23 protein-coding genes are annotated in these 21,004 nt (G+C 63.3%); 16 read left to right on the top strand and 7 right to left on the bottom strand.

Translation table 11 applies throughout. The features are described from left to right. Positions 1 to 17: 17 nt before the first annotated feature. Complete coding sequence (locus ACR65N_RS00440) at positions 18 to 1,040, bottom strand: amino acid ABC transporter substrate-binding protein (protein ID WP_440455341.1); 1,023 nt, start codon at positions 1,038 to 1,040, stop codon at positions 18 to 20. A 373-nt stretch (positions 1,041 to 1,413) separates the two neighbouring features. Here ACR65N_RS00440 and ACR65N_RS00435 point away from each other — a divergent pair, with 373 nt between their 5' ends. Then, positions 1,414 to 2,604, top strand: a complete 1,191-nt coding sequence (locus ACR65N_RS00435; RefSeq protein ID WP_440455340.1) for a cystathionine beta-lyase — start codon at positions 1,414 to 1,416, stop codon at positions 2,602 to 2,604. 24 nt (positions 2,605 to 2,628) lie between these two features. Here the strand turns inward: ACR65N_RS00435 and ACR65N_RS00430 are convergent, their stop codons facing one another. Both ACR65N_RS00430 and ACR65N_RS00425 read right to left on the bottom strand, forming a co-directional pair. Beyond that, positions 2,629 to 3,795 (bottom strand): FAD-dependent oxidoreductase, encoded by a 1,167-nt coding sequence (locus tag ACR65N_RS00430; protein WP_440455339.1) that lies wholly within the window; start codon positions 3,793 to 3,795, stop codon positions 2,629 to 2,631. Positions 3,796 to 3,808: 13 nt separating this feature from the next. After that, complete coding sequence (locus tag ACR65N_RS00425; RefSeq protein ID WP_440455338.1) at positions 3,809 to 4,054, bottom strand: zinc-finger domain-containing protein; 246 nt, start codon at positions 4,052 to 4,054, stop codon at positions 3,809 to 3,811. Between the two features lie 157 nt (positions 4,055 to 4,211). On the opposite strand from ACR65N_RS00425, the gene ACR65N_RS00420 reads away from it, so the two are divergent. From ACR65N_RS00420 to ACR65N_RS00390, 7 genes are all read left to right on the top strand, one after another. Next, positions 4,212 to 4,991, top strand: a complete 780-nt coding sequence (locus ACR65N_RS00420) for an alpha/beta fold hydrolase (protein ID WP_440455337.1) — start codon at positions 4,212 to 4,214, stop codon at positions 4,989 to 4,991. 124 nt (positions 4,992 to 5,115) lie between these two features. Then, entirely contained in the window at positions 5,116 to 5,940 is an 825-nt protein-coding gene (gene cysE, locus ACR65N_RS00415) for a serine O-acetyltransferase (protein ID WP_440455336.1), read from the top strand. 150 nt (positions 5,941 to 6,090) lie between these two features. Further along, positions 6,091 to 6,294: a DUF3126 family protein gene (locus tag ACR65N_RS00410; RefSeq protein WP_430303468.1), complete on the top strand. Its 204-nt coding sequence runs from the start codon at positions 6,091 to 6,093 to the stop codon at positions 6,292 to 6,294. A 338-nt stretch (positions 6,295 to 6,632) separates the two neighbouring features. Continuing rightward, positions 6,633 to 6,986 carry an ATP-dependent Clp protease adapter ClpS gene (clpS, locus tag ACR65N_RS00405; protein ID WP_430303469.1) on the top strand — a complete coding sequence of 118 codons (354 nt, stop codon included), beginning with the start codon at positions 6,633 to 6,635 and terminating at the stop codon, positions 6,984 to 6,986. A 9-nt stretch (positions 6,987 to 6,995) separates the two neighbouring features. Next, entirely contained in the window at positions 6,996 to 9,515 is a 2,520-nt protein-coding gene (clpA, locus tag ACR65N_RS00400; RefSeq protein WP_440455335.1) for an ATP-dependent Clp protease ATP-binding subunit ClpA, read from the top strand. Positions 9,516 to 9,608: 93 nt separating this feature from the next. Next, positions 9,609 to 10,382: an AzlC family ABC transporter permease gene (locus tag ACR65N_RS00395; protein ID WP_440455334.1), complete on the top strand. Its 774-nt coding sequence runs from the start codon at positions 9,609 to 9,611 to the stop codon at positions 10,380 to 10,382. Beyond that, positions 10,379 to 10,720: an AzlD domain-containing protein gene (locus tag ACR65N_RS00390; protein WP_430303472.1), complete on the top strand. Its 342-nt coding sequence runs from the start codon at positions 10,379 to 10,381 to the stop codon at positions 10,718 to 10,720. The genes ACR65N_RS00395 and ACR65N_RS00390 overlap by 4 nt, the downstream gene beginning before the upstream one ends. A gap of 39 nt (positions 10,721 to 10,759) precedes the next feature. Here the strand turns inward: ACR65N_RS00390 and ACR65N_RS00385 are convergent, their stop codons facing one another. Genes ACR65N_RS00385 through ACR65N_RS00370 form a run of 4 tightly spaced genes read right to left on the bottom strand, consistent with a single transcriptional unit; the run spans position 10,760 to position 13,602 of the window. Beyond that, a complete protein-coding gene (locus tag ACR65N_RS00385) occupies positions 10,760 to 11,191 on the bottom strand; it encodes an HIT family protein (RefSeq protein ID WP_440455333.1) in 432 nt (143 codons plus the stop codon). 22 nt (positions 11,192 to 11,213) lie between these two features. Continuing rightward, entirely contained in the window at positions 11,214 to 12,401 is a 1,188-nt protein-coding gene (locus ACR65N_RS00380; protein WP_440455332.1) for a GNAT family N-acetyltransferase, read from the bottom strand. Next, positions 12,398 to 13,135: a glycerophosphodiester phosphodiesterase gene (locus ACR65N_RS00375; protein ID WP_440455331.1), complete on the bottom strand. Its 738-nt coding sequence runs from the start codon at positions 13,133 to 13,135 to the stop codon at positions 12,398 to 12,400. Before ACR65N_RS00375 ends, ACR65N_RS00380 begins: the two co-directional genes overlap by 4 nt. After that, positions 13,132 to 13,602, bottom strand: coding sequence for a RidA family protein (locus ACR65N_RS00370; protein ID WP_440455330.1), 471 nt, complete (start codon positions 13,600 to 13,602; stop codon positions 13,132 to 13,134). The genes ACR65N_RS00375 and ACR65N_RS00370 overlap by 4 nt, the downstream gene beginning before the upstream one ends. A 113-nt stretch (positions 13,603 to 13,715) precedes the next feature. On the opposite strand from ACR65N_RS00370, the gene ACR65N_RS00365 reads away from it, so the two are divergent. The 8 genes from ACR65N_RS00365 (at position 13,716) to rseP (ending at position 20,949) form a co-directional block, all read left to right on the top strand. Beyond that, positions 13,716 to 14,549: a cell envelope integrity EipB family protein gene (locus ACR65N_RS00365; RefSeq protein WP_440455329.1), complete on the top strand. Its 834-nt coding sequence runs from the start codon at positions 13,716 to 13,718 to the stop codon at positions 14,547 to 14,549. A 231-nt stretch (positions 14,550 to 14,780) separates the two neighbouring features. Next, positions 14,781 to 15,560 carry a 30S ribosomal protein S2 gene (gene rpsB, locus ACR65N_RS00360; protein ID WP_430303478.1) on the top strand — a complete coding sequence of 260 codons (780 nt, stop codon included), beginning with the start codon at positions 14,781 to 14,783 and terminating at the stop codon, positions 15,558 to 15,560. A 240-nt stretch (positions 15,561 to 15,800) separates the two neighbouring features. Then, entirely contained in the window at positions 15,801 to 16,727 is a 927-nt protein-coding gene (gene tsf / locus ACR65N_RS00355; protein ID WP_430303479.1) for a translation elongation factor Ts, read from the top strand. Between the two features lie 98 nt (positions 16,728 to 16,825). Further along, on the top strand, positions 16,826 to 17,551 hold the full coding sequence (gene pyrH, locus ACR65N_RS00350) for a UMP kinase (protein WP_430303480.1): 726 nt from the start codon (positions 16,826 to 16,828) through the stop codon (positions 17,549 to 17,551). A 52-nt stretch (positions 17,552 to 17,603) separates the two neighbouring features. Further along, entirely contained in the window at positions 17,604 to 18,164 is a 561-nt protein-coding gene (gene frr, locus ACR65N_RS00345; RefSeq protein ID WP_430303481.1) for a ribosome recycling factor, read from the top strand. A 55-nt stretch (positions 18,165 to 18,219) separates the two neighbouring features. Continuing rightward, a complete protein-coding gene (locus ACR65N_RS00340; RefSeq protein ID WP_440455328.1) occupies positions 18,220 to 18,963 on the top strand; it encodes an isoprenyl transferase in 744 nt (247 codons plus the stop codon). Continuing rightward, positions 18,963 to 19,796, top strand: a complete 834-nt coding sequence (locus ACR65N_RS00335; protein ID WP_440455327.1) for a phosphatidate cytidylyltransferase — start codon at positions 18,963 to 18,965, stop codon at positions 19,794 to 19,796. Before ACR65N_RS00340 ends, ACR65N_RS00335 begins: the two co-directional genes overlap by 1 nt. A gap of 31 nt (positions 19,797 to 19,827) precedes the next feature. Beyond that, on the top strand, positions 19,828 to 20,949 hold the full coding sequence (rseP, locus tag ACR65N_RS00330) for an RIP metalloprotease RseP (protein ID WP_440455326.1): 1,122 nt from the start codon (positions 19,828 to 19,830) through the stop codon (positions 20,947 to 20,949). The last annotated feature ends 55 nt before the right edge of the window (positions 20,950 to 21,004 follow it).

Here is a 21,004-nt window from a genome sequence, read left to right as displayed (position 1 = left end):
TTCAAGAGTGACGCGGATCAGCGAACCGGCGGAGCGTACTGCAGGCCGCCCTTGGTCCAAAGCGCGTTCTGGCCACGCTCGATCTTGAGCGGCGAGCTGGCGCCGACGTTACGCTCGAAGGATTCGCCGTAATTGCCGACATTCTTGATGATGTTGTAGGCCCACTCGTTGGTCACGCCTAGGTCGGTACCGATCTTGGTGCCTTCTTCGGAGCCGAGCAGACGCTTGATGTCCGGGTTCGGGCTGTTCTTCTGCTCGTCGACGTTCTTCGACGTGATGCCGAGCTCTTCGGCGTTGACCATGGCGTAGTGAACCCAGGTCACCACGTCGAACCACTGGTCGTCGCCCTGGCGCACGGCCGGGCCAAGCGGCTCCTTGGAGATGACTTCCGGCAGAACGACGTTCTCGTCCGGAACCTTCATCTTCAGACGGATGGCGTAGAGGCCGGACTGGTCGGTCGTGTAGACGTCGCAACGACCCGAATCGTAGGCCGAAGTTGCGTCGGCTTCCTTTTCGAAGACCACCGGGTTGTACTGGAGGTTGTTCGACTTGAAGTAGTCGGCGAGGTTGAGTTCGGTCGTCGTGCCCTGCTGGACGCAGACTGCGGCGCCGGAAAGCTCGAGAGCCGACTTCACGTTGAGGCTCTTCTTCACGATGAAGCCCTGGCCGTCATAGTAGTTGACGGTGCGGAAGTTGAAGCCGAGCGAGGTGTCGCGGCTGATCGTCCAGGTCGTGTTGCGCGTCAGGACGTCGACTTCGCCCGACTGCAGGGCCGGGAAACGGTCCTTCGACGAAAGCGCGACGTACTTGGCCTTCGACGCGTCGCCGAAGACGGCCGATGCGATGGCGCGGCAGTAATCAACGTCGATGCCCGACCATTCGCCCTTGTCGTCAGGGTTCGAGAAGCCCGGAATGCCGGCGCTGACGCCGCAGGTGACGAAACCCTTCGACTTTACGTCCTGCAGTGTCGCAGCGGAAGCGACGGAAGCCGCTCCCATGACCGCTGCGCCAATTGCGGCCGACAGAATTGCCTTTTTCATTTTTCCCAACCTTTGTCTGTTGCTTTTTATTCGACCCGTAGTCCCGCCGCTCAACCCCGCATGGGGGCTGGGCAGGACCGCTCGCTTGAGGCCTCCCGATACGAGCTGGGCCTATCACAGTCGGAAATTTGGGCAGGGGTCAAGTCTTGCACTAAAATTTCGCGCCTTAGATCCGACAAATTGCCGTGCGCTGTTGATATATTGGGCGTAACGCGGTTTTTTGGGCAGTCGCTGCTGAAAGTCTCGACAGTACCTGATGTCACGCGCTCGGACCTGTGGACAGAGTGGCTTTCTGACAGGGTCTTTAAGGGGTTGACCGGCGCCGGGCGCCGCTTCAGAAATCGGGCTTCGTTACATTTGGAAGCCGCACCCCATGAAAGACAAATCGTCCCTGTTGGCCGCCGCTGGCGACAATACCCGTCTCGCCCATCTCGGTCACGATCCGTCGAGCTTTCACGGCTTCGTCAACCCGCCGGTCGTGCACGCCTCTACCGTTCTGTTTCCCAACAGCCAGGCGATGGTCGACCGCAGCCAGAAATACACCTACGGGACGCGCGGCACGCCGACCACCGATGCGCTGTGTGAGGCTTTGGACGCGCTTGAGGGTTCCGCCGGAACGATCCTCGTGCCATCGGGACTGGCCGCCATCACCATCCCCTTTCTCGCCTACCTGTCATCCGGCGATCACGCGCTGATCGTCGATTCGGTCTACACGCCGTGCCGCCATTTCTGCGACACGATGCTAACCCGCATGGGCGTCGAGGTGGAGTATTACGATCCGCTGATCGGCGCCGGGATCGAGACGCTGATCCGCCCGAACACGCGCCTCGTGCACACCGAGGCACCTGGATCCAACACCTTCGAAATGCAGGACATTCGCGCCATCGCCGAGGCCGCGCACCGGCATGATTGCGTCGTCACCATGGACAATACCTGGGCGACGCCGCTGTATTTCCGGCCGCTCGATTTCGGCGTCGACGTCTCGATCCACGCGACGACCAAATATCCGTCCGGGCATTCCGACATCATCATGGGATCGGTCTCTGCCAACGAAAAGCACTGGCCGCGCCTGCACGACGCGCAGATCACGCTCGGCACCTGCGGATCCCCGGACGACAGCTACCAGATCCTGCGCGGGCTGCGGACGATGGGCGTGCGGCTGGCACATCACCAGGCAAGCGCGCTGGAGCTGGCGCGCTGGCTGGAGACCCGGCCGGAGGTGGCACGCGTGCTGCACCCGGCGCTCGAAAGCTTTCCGGGCCACGACATCTGGAAACGCGACTTCAGGGGTGCGACCGGCGTCTTCTCGATCGTTCTCAAGGCAGACCACGCGGACCATTTCAAACCGAAGGCGCATGCCTTCCTCGATGCGCTGTCGATCTTCGGGCTCGGTTATTCCTGGGGCGGCTACGAGAGCCTCGCCGTCCACGTCAACCTCAGCGACCGGCGCATCGCCAAGGCGCCGTCGGAAGGCCCGGTGATCCGTCTGCAGATCGGCCTCGAGGATGTCGCGGATCTGCGCCGGGATATCGAGGCCGGATTTGCCGCAGCGGCATCCGTCTGATCGACCGGGAACGATCCCCGGCGTTCAGACGCCGGGGTCGTAGCCGTAGAGCCAGTCGAGATCCGCTGCCAGCGCCGCCGCCGGGCGAAGCGACAGGACCACGTCGCGCCCCAGCCTCAGCGGCCCCTTCAGGTGATAGGCGAAGCGGTTGAAGCTGCCGCGGGCGCGGACCTTGGCGACGCGCGGTTTGCGGATCATCTCGTAGTCGACGAGTGCCTGTCCAATATCGCCATCTGCGGCGATGCGGGCGGCAAGCTCCCAGGCGTCCTCGATCGCCATAGCCGCACCTTGCGCCGCGAACGGCATCATCGCATGCGCGGCATCGCCGATGAGCACCGCGTCGCGACGGTTCTGCCAAGCGCCGTCGCCTACCTCGTAGAGCGGCCAGAACCGCGCATCGGAAGCTCCTGCGAGCATCTCGACCACCTTCGGATGCCAGTGGCGGAACGTGTCGAGCGGCAGATGCGTCGGCCCGGCGATCGCCTGAGCATCCCAGGTATGCCCGGGGCTCGAACCCGCAGCAATGGCGACGACATTGTAGCCGCCGGTCTCGGCCAGCGGATAGCAGACGATGTGCGCCGACGGCCCGAGCAGGGCCGTAACGGCAGTCGGTGACAGGAATATCGGGGAGTGGCTGGAGGCAAGAGTGAACCGCCAGGCGATGTTGCCGGAAAATCGTGTCCGGGGTGCCGCCGGGATGCCGTTGCGGGTGGCCGACCACACGCCGTCTGCACCGACGATGACATCCGGTCTGGTGCCAATCAGCGCATCCAGGATGCCGGCAGATGGCATCTCCAGGCGTTGCCCGAGATGCAGGGTGCAGAGCGGCGAGGATGTGACCGCATCAAGCAGTGCCGCCTGCAGGCTCGACCGATGCAGCACGCCATAGGGAGCGCCCCATCGCTCGCGGGCAAACCGGCCGGCGGGCACAGAGGCGAGGGGCCGCAGGGAGGTGCCGGACGCAAGCGCGATCTGCTCCGGCTCGTTCCAGATCCGTTCGAGCGCCGGAAGAACGTCGAGTCGGCCAAGGATGCGGGCGGCGTTTGGCGAGATCTGTAGCCCTGCGCCGGCCTCCACGAGTTGCGGCGCCTGCTCGATCACATGGCAGCGGATGCCGCGGCGCGACAGGGCGAGTGCGGCGGTGAGCCCCGCCATGCCGGCGCCGATGATCGCCGCGTTTCCGACGCGCATATCGGCGGCCGCGTCAGGCTGCCTTGACTTGGAAGGTGCAGCCCGGCGGATTGGTCTCGTTGGCCTTGAGGGCCGGATTGTAGCGATAGAGGGTCGAGCAGTAGGAGCAGACCTTCTCGTTGTCGTCGCCCATGTCGATGTAGATGTGCGGGTGATCGAACGGCACGTTGGCGCCGGTGCACATGAATTCCTTGACGCCGACCTCGATGAACCGGTGTCCGTCGTCGTTCTGGAAATGGGGAATGCCGTGACCGGCCATGATCGTCTCCGATGCTATTGTTTTGCGCCGGACATTACAGAGGCGCTCAGTGAAAGTGTAGGGGGAAGACGATGGAGAAGGGCGAAATTTGCAGCGGTGACGGTTCAAGCTTCAGCGCGCTTGGCTTATGGTCCGCCGGCAAAAGGAAGACGTCCCGATGAATCTCAACGCCCCAGAATTTTCTGCCTTCACTCACCAGGGCTTGTCGCTTGCCTATTTCGACGACGGCAATCCGGCCGGCGATCCGGTCCTGCTGATCCACGGCTTTGCCTCCACCGCCAGCGTCAACTGGGTCTACCCAGGTTGGCTGAAGACGCTCGGTGAAGCCGGCTACCGGGTGATCGGTCTCGACAACCGCGGTCATGGAGCAAGCGACAAGCCGCGCGATCCCGAAGCCTATCGTCCCTGGGTGATGGCCGAGGATGCCATGGCACTGCTCGATCATCTGCAGATCCCCTCGGCGCATCTGATGGGCTATTCGATGGGCGCGCGAATCTCCACCTTCGCGACGCTTGCACATCCGGACAGGGTCCGCTCGATGGTACTCGGCGGCCTCGGCATCGGCATGACCGATGGCGTCGGCGACTGGGATCCGATCGCCGACGCGCTTCTGGCGCAGGACGCCGACGCAATCACCCATGCGCGTGGAAAAATGTTCCGCACCTTTGCCGACCAGACGAAGAGCGACCGCGAGGCACTGGCGGCCTGCATCCGCGGCTCCCGCGATCTTGTCGCGCGTGCCGACATGGCGCGCATCGAGGCGCCGACGCTGGTGGCCGTCGGCACCAAGGACGACATCGCCGGATCCCCTCAGGAACTCGCAGCCCTGATGCCGAATGCCCGGGCGCTAGATATCCCCAACCGCGATCACATGCTGGCCGTTGGCGACCGGGTGTTCAAGACGGCCGTGCTGTCGTTCTACGAGGAACTCGGCTGACGAAAATGCGCAAGGTGAACGCCCATTCCCGCCCAATACGCGCGGGAACGGGCATTCGCCATCATTGGCGTTGTGCGCAAGATTGTTCTATATAATGAACTCTCCCGAAAACGAGGGTACCGCCATGGTGGCACGCACTGACATTCGGCCGACGGAAGCGCTGGCTTCGATCGATCCCATCTGGGACACGCTGCACGAGGAGGCAAAGCTCGGCGCCGAGCGCGACCCGTTGCTAGCTGCCTTCCTCTATTCGACGGTGCTCAACCACCGCTCGCTCGAGGATTGCGTGATCCACCGGATCTGCGAACGCCTCGACCATCCCGACATGCAGGCCGTGCTGCTGCGCCAGACATTCGAGGAGATGCTCGAGGACTGGCCGGAGTGGAGTTCGATCCTGCGCGTCGATATCCAGGCGTACTATGATCGCGACCCGGCCTGCATGCGGTTCATCGAGCCGGTGCTCTATTTCAAGGGCTTCCACGCCATCCAGACGCATCGGCTGGCGCACTGGCTGCTGAAGCGCGATCGCCGCGACTTCGCCATGTATCTGCAGAGCCGCTCCTCGAGCGTCTTCCAGACCGACATCAATCCCGCTGCGCGCATCGGCAAGGGTGTCTTCCTCGATCACGCCACCGGCTTTGTCGTTGGCGAGACGGCGGTGATCGGCGACAACGTCTCCATCCTCCACGACGTGACGCTCGGCGGTACCGGCAAGGAGGGCGCCGAGCGTCACCCGAAGATCGGCAATGGCGTGCTGATCGGCGCTGGCGCCAAGATCCTCGGCAATATCGAGATCGGCCACTGTTCGCGCGTCGCGGCGGGCTCGGTGGTGCTGAAGGCGGTCCCCCCGAACACCACGGTTGCCGGCGTGCCGGCGAAGGTGGTTGGCGGTGCCGGCTGTTCGGAGCCCTCGCGACTGATGGACCAGATGCTGCGGTCCGAGGATTGAATCGGCGCGTCCGGGCGCTATCTGGGGCGGACAGACGGTTGGGCGGACTGGCGGGCGAGACGGGCGGGGAAGACGGTTCGCCGTTCTTTACTTTCGCGCTTGTCCCGTGCCAAAAGCCCCCGCAACGCGAACGCTGACGGAGAGACACCAGTGAAAGCCGAAGAAATCAAGAAGCTCGACGCCTATTTCAAGCGGGTCTTCAACCCGACGATGAGCGTCAAGGCACGGCCCCGCAAGGACGATTCCGCCGAAGTCTATGCCGGCGACGAATTTCTCGGTGTCGTCTATGTCGACGATGAGGACAACGAGCTTTCCTACAACTTCTCGATGGCGATCCTCGACGTCGATCTCTGATCCGAACCGAGACCTGGATCACTTGGAAGGCGGGTTCCTCTGGAGCCCGCCTTTTCTGTTGCTCGCATGCCGCAGCGCCGCAACCGGCCGCATGACCGCAGTTTCGCCATCGCCGAGGGTGACAGTCGGCGGCTCTAGCGCGCCGGCGGATCCCTGATTCGCGGGGCCGCTGGCGTCCGACGCTTTTCCCGCCTGGAACCAGCCCCGCATGCAATAGTGATTGCGCGTCTCTGCAAGGGGCTTAAAATCACGCGATGACGAACTAAATAAGGGCATCTGATGTTCGGCTTGAACAGGACCCCCAACGGACCGGCCGGACAACTGGGGAATGAAGAAAGATGATCGCACTGCCGATCTTTATGCAAAACGAAAAGGACGCCAACGGAGACAACGCTAATCGCGGCACGTCGGTGATTACCCGCACGCAGCCGAAGACGAAGAAGCCTAGTCTCTACCGCGTCCTGATACTGAATGACGACTACACCCCAATGGACTTCGTCATTCACATTCTGGAGCGTTTCTTTCAGAAGGACCGCGAAGCGGCCACTCGCATCATGCTGCACGTTCACAATCATGGCGTCGGCGAATGTGGGGTCTTTACGTATGAGGTCGCTGAGACCAAGGTGAGTCAGGTCATGGATTTCGCCCGTCAGCACCAACATCCGCTGCAATGTGTCATGGAAAAGAAGTGAGGAACCGACGTGCCAACATTTTCGCCTAGTCTCGAAAAGGCGCTGCATCAGGCACTGACCTTCGCCAACGAGCGGCACCACGAATATGCGACGCTGGAACACCTGCTGCTCGCTCTTCTTGATGATGCCGACGCCGCGGCCGTCATGGGTGCCTGCAACGTCAATCTTGATGTCCTGCGCAAGACCGTGTCGGACTACATCGACAACGAACTTGCCAACCTCGTCACCGGTTACGACGAGGATTCCAAGCCGACATCCGGCTTCCAACGCGTCATCCAGCGCGCCGTCATCCACGTCCAGTCGTCCGGCCGCGAGGAAGTGACCGGTGCCAACGTGCTTGTCGCGATCTTTGCAGAGCGCGAAAGCCATGCGGCATTCTTCCTGCAGGAGCAGGAGATGACCCGCTACGATGCGGTCAACTACATCAGCCACGGTATCGGCAAGCGTCCGGGCGCGTCCCAGGTCCGCTCGCCGCGTGGTGCAGAGGAAGGCGAGGCGGAAGCCAAGCCCGGCCGCGACCAGGACGAGGGTTCGGCCAAGAAGCCGCAGGATGCCCTGAAGGCCTACTGCGTCAATCTCAACGAGAAGGCCAAGACCGGCAAGATCGATCCGCTGATCGGTCGTCACTCGGAGGTCAACCGGACCATCCAGGTGCTGTGCCGCCGCTCCAAGAACAATCCGCTCTATGTCGGTGATCCGGGCGTCGGCAAAACGGCGATCGCCGAAGGTCTCGCCAAGCGTATCGTCGAAGGCAAGGTGCCGGAAGCACTCGCCGATGCGACGATCTTCTCGCTCGACATGGGCACGCTGCTCGCCGGCACCCGCTACCGCGGTGATTTCGAGGAGCGCCTGAAGCAGGTCGTCAAGGAACTCGAGGAGTATCCGGGCGCCGTTCTGTTCATCGACGAGATCCACACGGTGATCGGTGCCGGTGCCACCTCCGGCGGCGCCATGGATGCCTCGAACCTGTTGAAGCCGGCCCTGTCTTCGGGCGCCATCCGCTGCATCGGTTCGACCACCTACAAGGAATACCGGCAGTTCTTCGAGAAGGACCGGGCACTCGTCCGGCGCTTCCAGAAGATCGACGTCAACGAGCCGTCCATCGACGACGCCATCGAGATCATGAAGGGCCTGAAGCCCTATTTCGAGGAATACCACAAGCTGCGCTACACCAACGACGCCATCAAGTCGGCGGTGGAGCTGTCGGCCCGCTACATCTCCGACCGCAAGCTGCCGGACAAGGCGATCGACGTGATCGACGAGACCGGTGCGGCGCAGATGCTGCTGCCGGCGTCGAAGCGCCGCAAGCTGATCACCGAGAAGGAGATCGAGGCAACCATCGCCACGATGGCACGGATCCCGGCCAAGACCGTCTCCAAGGACGACGAGGCTGTTCTCGCCAACCTGGAGAAGGAGCTGCGCTCGGTCGTCTATGGCCAGGATACCGCGATCGAAGCTCTTTCGACGGCGATCAAGCTTGCCCGTGCGGGTCTGCGCGAGCCCAACAAGCCGATCGGCTCCTACGTCTTCTCCGGCCCGACCGGCGTTGGCAAGACGGAAGTCGCCAAGCAGCTGGCGACCTCGCTCGGTGTCGAGCTGCTGCGCTTCGACATGTCGGAATACATGGAGCGGCACACGGTTTCGCGCCTGCTCGGTGCACCTCCCGGCTATGTCGGCTTCGACCAGGGCGGCCTTCTGACCGACAGCGTCGACCAGCATCCGCATTCGGTGGTGCTGCTCGACGAGATCGAGAAGGCGCATCCGGACATCTACAACATCCTGTTGCAGGTGATGGACCACGGCTCTCTGACGGATCACAACGGCAAGAAGATCGACTTCCGCAACGTCATTCTGATCATGACCACCAATGCGGGCGCATCGGAAATGGCCAAGGCCGCCATCGGCTTCGGCTCCTCGAAACGCACCGGCGAAGACGAGGAGGCGCTCAACCGCCTGTTCACGCCGGAATTCCGCAACCGTCTCGATGCGACCATCCCGTTCGCACCGCTGCCGACGGCCGTCATTCATCAGGTCGTCCAGAAGTTCGTCATGCAGCTGGAAACCCAGCTCTCCGAGCGCAACGTCACCTTCGACCTGCACGAGGATGCGATCGCCTGGCTGGCCGAGAAGGGCTATGACGAACGCATGGGCGCACGGCCCCTGTCGCGCGTCATCCAGGAGCACATCAAGAAGCCGCTCGCCAACGAGATCCTGTTCGGCAAGCTGCGCAAGGGTGGCGTCGTCCGCGTTACCGTCGGCAGGAAGGACGACGGCAAGGATGGGCTGATGCTCGAATGCCTGTCGGAAACCGCGCCGGTGAAGCCGAAGCCGGAAGCCGAGGTCGAGGCTGCCGAAGAGGACAAGCCGGCAACCAAGGCAAAGGCGAAGGTCGCCAAGCCGAAGGCGAAGCCCGCCGGCGGCAAGGACAAGGTCGCCAAGGCCAAGGCCGACGATGAAGACGTGCTGACCGAGGAGCCGGTCAAGCCGCGCAAGGGGCAGACCGTTCCGCGGGTGCCGAAGAAGAAGTAAGGCTTTCCAGCCCAGATGACGTCGTGCCGGGGATCTTCCCCGGCATCTTTTTGTTCAGCCGTCCGATCGAGGCGGCACATCCCGGACTGAACAATGCCTGCTGCCGCACCAGACGCGCGTTCCAGCCTCTCCTGGGTTCTTTCGGGCATGCGCGGCATCTTCACCCTGCCGGCACTGATCCTCATGACATCCTTTGTCGGCTTCAGTGCCTTTGCACTCGAATCCGGCATCACCCGCGACCAGGCGGTGTTCATGACGCTTGCCGTGTGGGCGCTGCCGGCAAAGATGATCCTGATCGGCACGATGGCGGGCGGCGCGCCGCTTGCCGCATCGTTTCTGGCCGTCACTCTCTCGTCGATCCGCATGATGCCGATGGTCGCCTCGATCATGCCGGACATGAAGAACGACAGGAGCCCGACCTGGCTGTTGATCTTCCTGTCGCATTTCGTCGCCATCACCTCCTGGGTGTTTGCCATACAGCATCTGAACGACGTGCCGCGCGACAAGCGGACGGCCTATTTCGGCGGCTTCGCCATCACCCTGACACTGGTGAATGCGCTGATCGTCGCCGTCTGCTACGGCATCGTCGCGCAGTTTCCGCCGCTGGTGGCGGGCGCCCTGTTTATGCTGACGCCGGTGTATTTCTTCGCCTCGATCTGGGCCTCGGCCCGACATACCGTGGTCAAGCTGGCTTTCGTCGTCGGCGTGGTGATGGGGCCGGCGATGGCGCTGATCGAGCCGGAATTCGACATCCTCTATGCCGGCATCGGCGGAGGGACGGCAGCCTATTTGATCGACCGGTTCTTTCTGCGCGCCCGTCGGAATGCCAAGCCCGCACCGGCATCCGCCGTGGAGGATACGCTTTGAGCGACGCCTGGTGGTGGACCTACCTCGTCATCGTCGTCGCCGGCTGGCTGGCGACCGATCTCTGGCGCTGGCTGGGGGTGATCGTCGGCAACCGGCTGGATGAGGATTCCGAGGCGTTGCACTGGGTGAGGGCGGTTGCAACCGCCCTGGTCATGGCGGTGACGGCAAAGCTCGTCGTCTTCCCGACCGGCACGCTTGCCGGCTCGCCGCTCTGGCTGCGGCTGGCGGCGCTGGGGATCGGTTTCCTGGCATTTCTGCTGACCGGCCAGAAGGTCGCGGTTGCCGTCGCGACCTCGATGCTGCTGCTTGTCGGCGGCCTTTACGTGCTCGGCTTCTGACCCCGGACGCTCCGGCTTGTCAAAGCTGTCCGGACGCCATCAGGAGGCGAGGGCGGCACGCAGCTTTTCGGCATTGGCGGCAAGGACGCCCTGATCCTCCATCGTGCCGGAATGCGGCTTCAGCGGCTCGCCTTCGCGCCGCGGGATCACGTGGAAGTGCAGGTGGAAAACGGTCTGTCCGGCGGCCGGTTCGTTGAACTGGGCGACCACAACGCCATCAGCCTCGAAGGCTTGCTTGGCAGCCACCGCCAGCTTCTGCACCACCGGCATCATGTTCAGGAGGACGGCGGGATCGGCATCCAGCAGGTTGCGCGACCCGGTCTTCGGGATCACCAGGAGATGGCCCGGCGCCTGCGGCATGACATCCATGAATGCGAGCGTATGCTCATCTTCGTAAACCTTGTGGGAGGGGATCTCGCCCTTCAGGATTTTGACGAAGATGTTGTTCTCGTCATAGGCTTGCGTCGTCATCGGTCGCTCTCCCGTTGAACTGTTAGTCGTCCTGTTGCCGTTCTCCCTTGCGGAAGGGGCTGTGCTCGGTCAAGTAGTCGCTCGCATGATCCACCTCGCGGCGCTCCCGGCGCAGGTAGTCGGCGATCGCCTTTCGCAGCCCCGGATGGGCGATGTAGTGGGCCGAATGGGTGGTGACGGGAAGATAGCCGCGGGCAAGCTTGTGCTCCCCTTGGGCGCCCGCCTCGACACGCTTCAGCCCCTTCGCCAGGGCAAAATCGATGGCCTGATGGTAGCAGACCTCGAAATGCAGGAAGGGATGATCCTCGATGCAGCCCCAGTGCCGGCCGAACAGGGCTTCCTCGCCGATGAAATTGATGGCGCCGGCGATGTAGCGCCCGTCGCGCTTGGCCATCACCAGCAGGATGTCGTCGGCCATCCGCTCGCCGATCAGCGAATAGAACTGCCGGGTGAGGTAGGGTCGGCCCCATTTGCGGCTGCCGGTATCCATATAGAAGGTGAAGAACTGGTCCCAGATGTCTTCGGTGAGGTCGCTGCCGGTCAGCCAGTCGATGGTGATCCCGTTTTCCAGCGCCGCGCGGCGCTCCTTGCGCAGGTTCTTGCGCTTCGACGACGACAGCTGCGCCAGGAACGCCTCGTGGTTCTCGTAGCCTTCGTTGATGAAGTGGAACTGCTGGTCGGTGCGGTGCAGGAAGTCGGCCTCCTCGAAGGCCGGCAGTTCTTCCTCGCGCAGGAACGTCACATGCGCCGACGAGATGCCGAGCTGCCGGGTGACTTCCGCAAGACCCGCAGCGAGCGTCAGCCGCAGGCCCTCCGATCGCGGTCCGTCGAGCGTTAGAAGCCGCGGGCCGCTTGCCGGTGTAAAGGGGATGGCGCATTGCAGCTTCGGATAATAGCTGCCGCCGGCTCGCTCGAAGGCGTCGGCCCAGCCGTGGTCGAAGACGTATTCGCCCTGGCTGTGGTTCTTCAGGTAGCCGGGAACGGCACCGAGAAGGGACCCCTCCTGATCCTGCAGCAGGAGATGATGGCCGAGCCATCCGGTCTTTTCCGTTGCCGAACCCGATTCCTCGATCGACGACAGGAAGGCATGCGATAGGAAGGGATTGTAGGCAACCTCTCCTCCGCGCCGCGTTCCCGACAGCTGCGACCACACATCTGGATCGACTGCCGAGAAGCTTTTTTCGACGCGGAGGATGAGATTGTCTGTCATGCGGCGGGAGTTGGGCTTTCTCTCGGGTCGAAACCCTCGAAGGTCATCTGGTCTGCATGATTATAGGTATGGGTGCGGGCGTTTTCATCCCTCACCGTCCAGGTAATCATCGGCACGCCGCGTGACCGCTGGCCTTCGCTGAAGCTGTTGGGCAGATCGCTCCACTTGTAGGAGATGAAGTCGAGGCCGAGCTGCATGGCCTCGTCGTGCTCGAAGAACTTCTCGGGCGTTGCTCCCTCTGCCGTCAGGCCGACGGGATAGGGGCACTCGGCAGCCTTCAGCGAGCGCAGCAGGTGGAAGTCGAAGCTCATCAGCGCCACCTTGCCCTGATAACCCTCCAGCACGTCGAGCACGCTCTCGACAAAGCCGTCATCCTGCTCGGCATCGATGCCCTTGAGCTCGATCACCAGCGGCACACGACCTTTCACCAGCGAAAGCATCTGCTTCAGCGTCGGGATACGGTCGGTGGTGCCGCCGACGGAGAGGGCGCCGAGTTCGTTCGCCATGCGTTCGCGCACGTCGCCGACGATGCCGCAGAGCCGCTGCAGGTCATGGTCGTGAAAGACCATCGGCACGCTGTCGGCCGACAGCTGCACGTCGCATTCGATCGCGAAGCCGGCCTCCACCGCCCGAGAAAACGCCGAAAGCGTGTTTTCCCAGACCGCGTGGTTCAGGTCGTGATAGCCGCGGTGGGCGACGGGGACGTCGCGGATCCAGTCAGCCTTGCTGCTCACGCCTCGACCTCCAGGATGGCATCGACCTCGACGGCGGCGTTGAACGGCAGGGCGGCCATGCCGACGGCGGCGCGCGCATGCTTGCCGGGCTCGCCCAGCACGTTGGCCACCAGGTTGGAGGCACCATTCATCACCAGGTGCTGCTCGACGAAGCCGGGCGCCGATGCGATGAAGCCGTTGAGCTTCAGCACCCGGCGGATCTTGCCGAGATCGCCGCCGAGCGCCGCTTTTGCCTGCGCCAGGATGTTGATGGCGCAGAGTTCCGCAGCCCGCTGGGCGGTTGCCACGTCGACGTCGGATCCGACGAGGCCGGTGACGGCGACCTTGCCGGCTTCCATCGGCAACTGTCCGGAAATGTAGAGCGTGTTGCCGCTCAGCGTGTAGGGCAGGTAGTTCGCTGCCGGGGCCGCCGCGACCGGCAATTCAATCCCCAGTTCCTTCAGGCGGTCTTCGATCGCTTGCGACATTTCATCCTCCGGCTTGCATTGTAAAAAAGACTCGTTTCCGTCAGAGATGACGTTAAGCCTTACTCGACGGCGTTCATATAACATCGTGCTTCGAGTTCCATAGGAGATTGTGGATGTTGCGAACGAGCTTCGGAGCCGTCCTGCTTGCCGGTACCTTCCTGGCGTTTCAAGGCCCTGCCTCGGCCGGGGTCGAGGCGGCGCGTGCCCTCATTCCCCACCGGGCCGTCTACGAACTGAAGCTGAAGGACGTGTCCGACCGCTCAGGCATCGAAGGCATGTTCGGCCGGATGGTCTACGAGTTCACCGGCTCGCCCTGCGCCGGCTTCACCACAAGCTTCCGCTTCGTCACCAAGATCGATACCGGCGAAGAGATGCGGGTGACCGACCAGCAGACGACGACCTTCGAGAATCCCGGCGCCCGGCAGTTCCGTTTCGACACGAAATCCTTCACCGACGAGAAGCTCGACAAGCAGGTGGCCGGCGAGGCGAACAACGCCGAGAACGGCATCAAGGTTGATCTGGCCAAGCCCGACCATCGGCAGGTAGACCTGACGCCGGCGCAGTTTCCCACCGAGCACATGCTGCAGGTGATCGACAATGCCCGGGCCGGAAAGCGGTTCTTCGAGGCGCGGATCTTCGACGGGTCGGAGAATGGCGACCAGAGCCTGCTGGCCAGCACCGTCATCGGTGCGCCGCAGACGCCGAGGCAGGACGATCCAGACGCCAAGAGCGCCGGCGACTTTGCCGGCAAGCAGTACTGGCCGGTCACCATCGCCTACTACAACGAAGAGGCGAAGGCGGATGCGGTGCCCGTCTACCGCATGTCGTTCAAGCTCTACGACAACGGCATCACCCGCGACCTGACGATGGACTACGGTGACTTCGTGCTGTCAGGCACGCTCGCCAAGCTGGAAGTCTTCGACAAGGCGCCGGAGACCTGCCGCTGAGACTGGCCGGATCGGTCACGCCCTCGGCTGCCGAACCCGAACCCGGCGCACCGTTGGCGGCTATTTTGCCCGAAACGCTTGCATTTGCGCCGCAAGACGGTTATGCGCAGCACCATTCCACACGCGAGGCTTGGGATTGATCGGGAGAAATCCGGTCCGTTCCGCCGGTGGTCGCTTTCGAAGCGGCTGTTCGCCTCGCGGGGGTTAAACCGGAAACTAGGAGAAAAAGGCATGGCATTGCCTGATTTCAGCATGCGTCAGCTTCTTGAAGCTGGCGTTCACTTCGGCCACCAGACTCACCGCTGGAACCCGAAGATGAAGCCGTACATCTTCGGCGATCGTAACAACATTCACATCATCGATCTGGCTCAGTCCGTACCGATGCTGTCGCGCGCCCTTCAGGTGATTTCCGACACGGTAGCCCGTGGCGGTCGCGTCCTGTTCGTCGGCACCAAGCGTCAGGCCTCCGAACTGATCGCCGATTCGGCGAAGCGTTCGGCCCAGTACTACGTCAACTCCCGCTGGCTCGGCGGCATGATGACCAACTGGAAGACCATCTCGAACTCGATCCAGCGCCTGCGCAAGCTCGACGAGATCCTGGCTTCGGAAGCTTCGGGCTTCACTAAGAAGGAGCGTCTGAACCTTGAGCGCGAACGCGAGAAGCTGGACAAGGCTCTCGGCGGTATCCGCGACATGGGCGGCACTCCGGACCTGATGTTCATCATCGACACGAACAAGGAAAAGATCGCCATCGATGAAGCCAAGCGCCTGGGCATCCCGGTCGTCGCCATCATCGACTCGAACTGCGATCCGGACCTGATCGATTACCCGATCCCCGGCAACGACGACGCTTCGCGCGCCATCGCTCTCTATTGCGACCTGGTTGCCCGTGCAGCCATCGACGGCATCGCCCGTCAGCAGGGCGCGTCCGGTCGTGACCTCGGCGCTGCCGCCGAAGCTCCGGTCGAGCCGGCTCTGGCCGACGAAGCTGGCGCCGAAGCTCAGGCTTAAGGCTCCGCAAGGCGGGCGGATCGCCGCCCGCATCGAAGACGGATGGGGGAGGTCGCCTGTGTTGGCGATCTCCGCATCCAAGGCGTCCGGCGCCGGCGGAACCCATGTTCTGCCCAAGTGGCGAGAGCCGCGCCGATGGCCATTCATTACGCTGTCATACATCTGGGTACATTCGTGCCCCAAACGGGCGCCGGCCCTCGTACTCCGGCAGGCGCACCCCTGATTGGACAAGAGGCAAACATGAGCGAAATCACAGCCGCAATGGTGAAGGAACTGCGCGAAAAGACCGGCGCAGGCATGATGGATTGCAAGAAGGCGCTCGCCGAAACGAATGGCGACATGGAAGCTGCGGTCGACTGGCTGCGCGCCAAGGGCATCGCCAAGGCCGACAAGAAGTCGGGCCGCACCGCCGCTGAAGGCCTGATCGGCATCGCTTCGGCCGGCACCAGCGCCGTCGCCGTCGAGCTGAACTCGGAAACCGACTTCGTCGCCCGCAACGATGCCTTCCAGGCCCTCGTCCGCGGCATCGCGTCGGTCGCGCTTTCGACCGACGGTTCCGTCGAAGCCACCAGCGCCGCCACCTATCCGGCAACGGGCAAGACGGTTGCCGACACCATCAAGGATGCGATCGCCACCATCGGCGAGAACATGACCCTGCGTCGCGCCGCCAAGCTTTCGGTCGAAGAAGGCGTCGTCGCCACCTACATCCACAATGCTGCAGCCGACGGCCTCGGCAAGCTCGGCGTTCTCGTCGCGCTGAAGTCGACCGGCAACAAGGATGCGCTGACCGCCATCGGCCGTCAGGTCGCCATGCACGTCGCAGCGACCAACCCGCTGGCCGTCCGTCCTGAAGAAGTCGACGCTTCGGTCGCCGAACGCGAACGCAATGTCTTCATCGAACAGGCGCGCGAATCCGGCAAGCCGGAAGCCATCATCGAGAAGATGGTCGAAGGCCGCATGCGCAAGTTCTACGAGGAAGTCGCACTTCTGTCGCAGGCCTTCGTCATCAACCCGGACCTGACCGTCGCTGCTGCCATCAAGGAAGCTGAGAAGGACGTCGGCGCGCCGATCGAAGTGACCGGCATGGTTCGCCTGCTGCTCGGCGAAGGCGTCGAGAAGGAAGAAAGCGATTTCGCCGCCGAAGTGGCAGCAGTCGCCAAGCACTGATCGCGATCAGTCAAAACCTGTGAATGCCGGGGGCATCGCGTGACAATGCGATGCCCTTCGTGTATCCGGCACTCGGTGCGATCCTCGAAGGAGTTTCCATGTCCCCCACACACCCTCTCTACAAACGCGTGCTGCTCAAGGTCTCCGGCGAGGCCCTGATGGGGAGCCAGGGCTTTGGCATCGACGTCGCTGTGGCCGACCGGATTGCTGCCGATATCGCCGAAGCGGTGCAGATGGGCGTCGAGGTCGGGCTTGTCGTCGGTGGCGGCAACATCTTCCGCGGCGTGGCCGTTGCCTCCAAGGGTGGCGACCGGGTGACCGGCGATCACATGGGCATGCTGGCAACCGTGATCAACGCGCTGGCGCTGGCGACCTCGCTGCGCAAGTTGGACATCGAGACGGTCGTTCTGTCAGCCATCGCAATGCCGGAAATCTGTGAGAGCTTCTCCCAGCGCCGCACGCTGCACCACATGGCGCAGGGCCGCGTGGTAATTTTCGCCGGCGGTACCGGGAACCCGTTCTTCACGACCGACTCGGCCGCTGCACTGCGCGCCGCCGAAATCGGCGCAGAGGCGATCTTCAAGGGAACGCAGGTCGACGGCATCTACTCGGCCGACCCGAAGAAGGATCCGACCGCGACGCGCTTCGAAACGCTGACCCATGGCGAAGTACTCGGCAAGGGGCTTGCCGTGATGGACGTTGCCGCGGTTGCCGTGGCGCGCGAGAATTCCATTCCGATTATCGTCTTCTCGATCCACGAGAAGGGCGGTTTCGGCCAGATCTTGACCGGCGGTGGTCGCAAGACCATCGTCAACGACAACTGATGACGGGCGCCGGTCGTTTGACTGGCGCAGCCTTTGCAGAACGGAGCGGAAGATGAGTGGACCCGTTGACCTTAACGACATCAAGCGGCGCATGGACGGCGCGATTTCGGCCTTCAAGAGCGACATAGCTTCGCTGCGCACCGGCCGCGCCTCTGCCAACATTCTCGACCCGGTGGTGGTCGAAGCCTACGGATCGCGCGTGCCGCTGAACCAGGTCGCCAACATCACGGTGCCCGAGCCGCGCATGCTCGGCGTGTCCATCTGGGACAAGTCGATGGTCAATGCGGTCGATCGTGCCATCCGCGAATCGAACCTCGGCCTCAACCCGATCGTCGACGGCCAGAACCTGCGCATCCCGCTGCCCGAGCTCAACGAAGAGCGCCGCAAGTCGCTCGTCAAGGTCGCGCACGACTACGCCGAGAAGAGCAAGGTCGCCATCCGCCACGTTCGCCGTGACGGCATGGAAGCGCTGAAGAAGGCTGAAAAGGATGGCGATCTCGGTCAGGACGACAGCCGCGCGCAGTCGGAAAGAGTGCAGAAGATGACCGACGACACAATTTCCGAGATCGACCGCTTGCTTGCGGAAAAGGAAAAGGAAATCATGCAGGTCTAGGGCCGGCCCCGCCTGACATCGTGTTTGAAAAGCCGGCGAAACGAGTGGACAGTCCATGATCAGCGGTGAAATGCCACCTGTGCCGAAGCATGTTGCGATCATCATGGATGGCAACGGACGCTGGGCAAGCGAGCGCGGCCTGCCGCGCTCCGTCGGCCACAGCAAGGGCGTCGAAGCCGTTCGCCGGACGGTCAAGGCTGCCGGCGACGCCGGCGTCGACTTCCTGACGCTGTTCGCATTTTCGTCGGAAAACTGGTCGCGGCCGCAGAGCGAGGTATCCGACCTGATGGGCCTGCTGCGCCGCTTCGTGCGTCGGGATCTGGCCGAGCTGCACAAGTCGAACGTCCGCATCAAGATCATCGGCGACCGGACCGACCTGCGCGGCGACATTCTTCCGCTGCTGCTGGAGGCGGAGGAAACGACCCGCAACAATACCGGACTGACGCTGGTCATCGCCTTCAACTACGGTTCGCGCGACGAGATCGCCCGGGCGGCGTTCCGCCTGGCGCGCGAGGTCGAGGCCGGACGCCTGAAGGCCGATGCGATCACGCCGGAGCTGATCGGCGCCCATCTCGATACGGCAGGCATCCCCGACCCGGACCTCATCATCCGCACGAGCGGCGAGGAACGCCTGTCGAACTTCCTCCTGTGGCAGGCCGCCTATGCCGAATTCGTCTTCCTGCCGCAGTACTGGCCCGATTTCGGCGCCGATGCCTTCAACGAGGCGCTGCGGATCTTCGCCTCGCGTGACCGGCGGTTCGGTGGGCTCTCCGCCAAGACTGCGGCGGTGGCCGGCTGATGTCCTCAGAGCTGCGAAAACGGATCCTCTCCGCCATCGTCCTGGCGATCGTGGCTCTTGCGGCCACCTGGGCCGGCGGCTTCCCGTTCCGCCTGCTGTCGGCGCTCATCGCCGTGCTCGTCTACTATGAATGGTCGCGCATGACGCGGCTTGCCGACGTCGACTTCCGCGGCAATGCTCTCGGCTGGCTCGCCATTGTCGCCATCGCCCTCAACCTGGCGTTCGGCGATGAGGGCCTAGGCGTTCCGCTGGTCGGCGGCTTCACCCTCACCGCACTCGTCTGGCTCGCCGTTCGGCGCAGCACCGGCTGGCTCCCGGGCGGCATCCTCTATTCCGGCCTCAGCGGCGTTTCGCTCGCGGCGATCAGGGCAGCAGATCAGCCGGGCCTGCTGGCAATGCTGTTCGTCTTCGCCGTCGTCTGGGCGACCGACATCCTTGCATATTTTGTCGGACGCGCGCTGCGCGGCCCGAAGCTTGCCCCGCGAATCTCTCCCGGTAAAACCTGGTCCGGCGCGATCGGTGGAACCGTGTCGGGCATTGTCGCCGGAAGCGCGGTATCGTTTGCCTTCTTCCCGTCGCTGTCGCTGCGCACCGTCATCATTGCCTTCCTGCTGTCGGTCTCCAGCCAAATCGGCGACCTTTTCGAGAGCTTCATCAAGCGCCGTTTCGGCGCCAAGGATTCGAGCCACCTCATCCCCGGACACGGTGGCGTGATGGACCGGGTCGACGGCCTCGTTTTCGCCGGGTTCACGGCTTTCCTACTTGCAATCATGCATGCGGCATGGTCGGAAGAAGCCGGAACTTCGGTTGCCGCCTTCCTTTTCGGGTTGTGAGCGGCCACCCTTCTCGGAGCATTGGACTGAAATGGCGGTACTCGCTTTCCTGACGGGCTACATCATTCCTTTCGTGCTCGTGCTGTCGCTCCTCGTTTTCGTCCACGAAATGGGCCATTACCTGGTCGGTCGCTGGAGCGGCGTGCGGGTTACTGCGTTTTCGGTGGGGTTCGGGCCTGAAATCGTCGGTTTCACCGATCGCCACGGCACGCGCTGGAAGCTGTCGGCCATTCCGCTTGGCGGCTATGTGCGATTCTTCGGTGACGAAGACGCGTCGAGCAAGCCGGATGCCGAAGGGCTTTCGCATCTGACCGAGGCCGAACGGGCGCAGACGCTTGCCGGTGCCAAGCTGTGGAAGCGCGCAGCCACCGTCGCTGCCGGTCCGATCGCCAACTTCATTCTCGCCATCGTCATCTTCGCGGTGCTGTTCACCGTCTACGGCAAGATGGTGGCCGACCCGGTCGTCGCAGAAGTGCGGGCTGACAGTGCGGCGGCCGAGGCCGGCGTTCTGCCAGGCGACCGGCTGGTGGCGCTGGACGGCGCGGCTGTCCGCACCTTCGACGATGTCCGCCGCTACGTGAGCATCCGTCCGGAAACCGCGATCACCGTGACCGTCGAGCGCGACGGCCAGAAGCTCGACCTGCCGATGGTCCCGAAGCGCACCGAGACCACCGACCAGTTCGGCAACAAGGTCGAGCTCGGCCTGATCGGCGTCGTCACCAACGAAGAGCGCGGTCATTTCCGTCTCGTCACCTATTCGCCGCTGCAGGCAGTGGGCGAGGGCGTCAAGGAAACCGGCCACATCATCACCGGCACGTTCCGCTATATCGGCAATCTCGTCACCGGCCGCATGAAGCCGGACCAGCTTGGCGGACCGGTGCGCGTTGCCCAGGCATCCGGCCAGATGGCGAGCCTCGGCTTTGCTGCCGTGATCCAACTTGCAGCCGTCCTGTCGGTCTCCATCGGCCTGTTGAACCTGATGCCGGTGCCCGTCCTCGATGGTGGGCACCTGGTCTTCTACGCCATCGAGGCGGTCCGGGGAAAACCCTTGGGCGCCGGTGCGCAGGAGATTGCTTTTAGGGTCGGACTGGCTATGGTCCTCAGCCTGATGGTCTTCGCGACGTGGAACGACATCAGTAACCTGATCGGCTGATATGAAATGGAAACCAACTATTTACCTTGTTTTGAAGTCGTCGTGGCCATTGGGT

Source organism: Rhizobium sp. SAFR-030, from assembly GCF_059415005.1.
The sequence above is the reverse complement of the archived record's forward strand: the minus strand, read 5'-3'. Positions and strand labels throughout refer to the sequence as shown.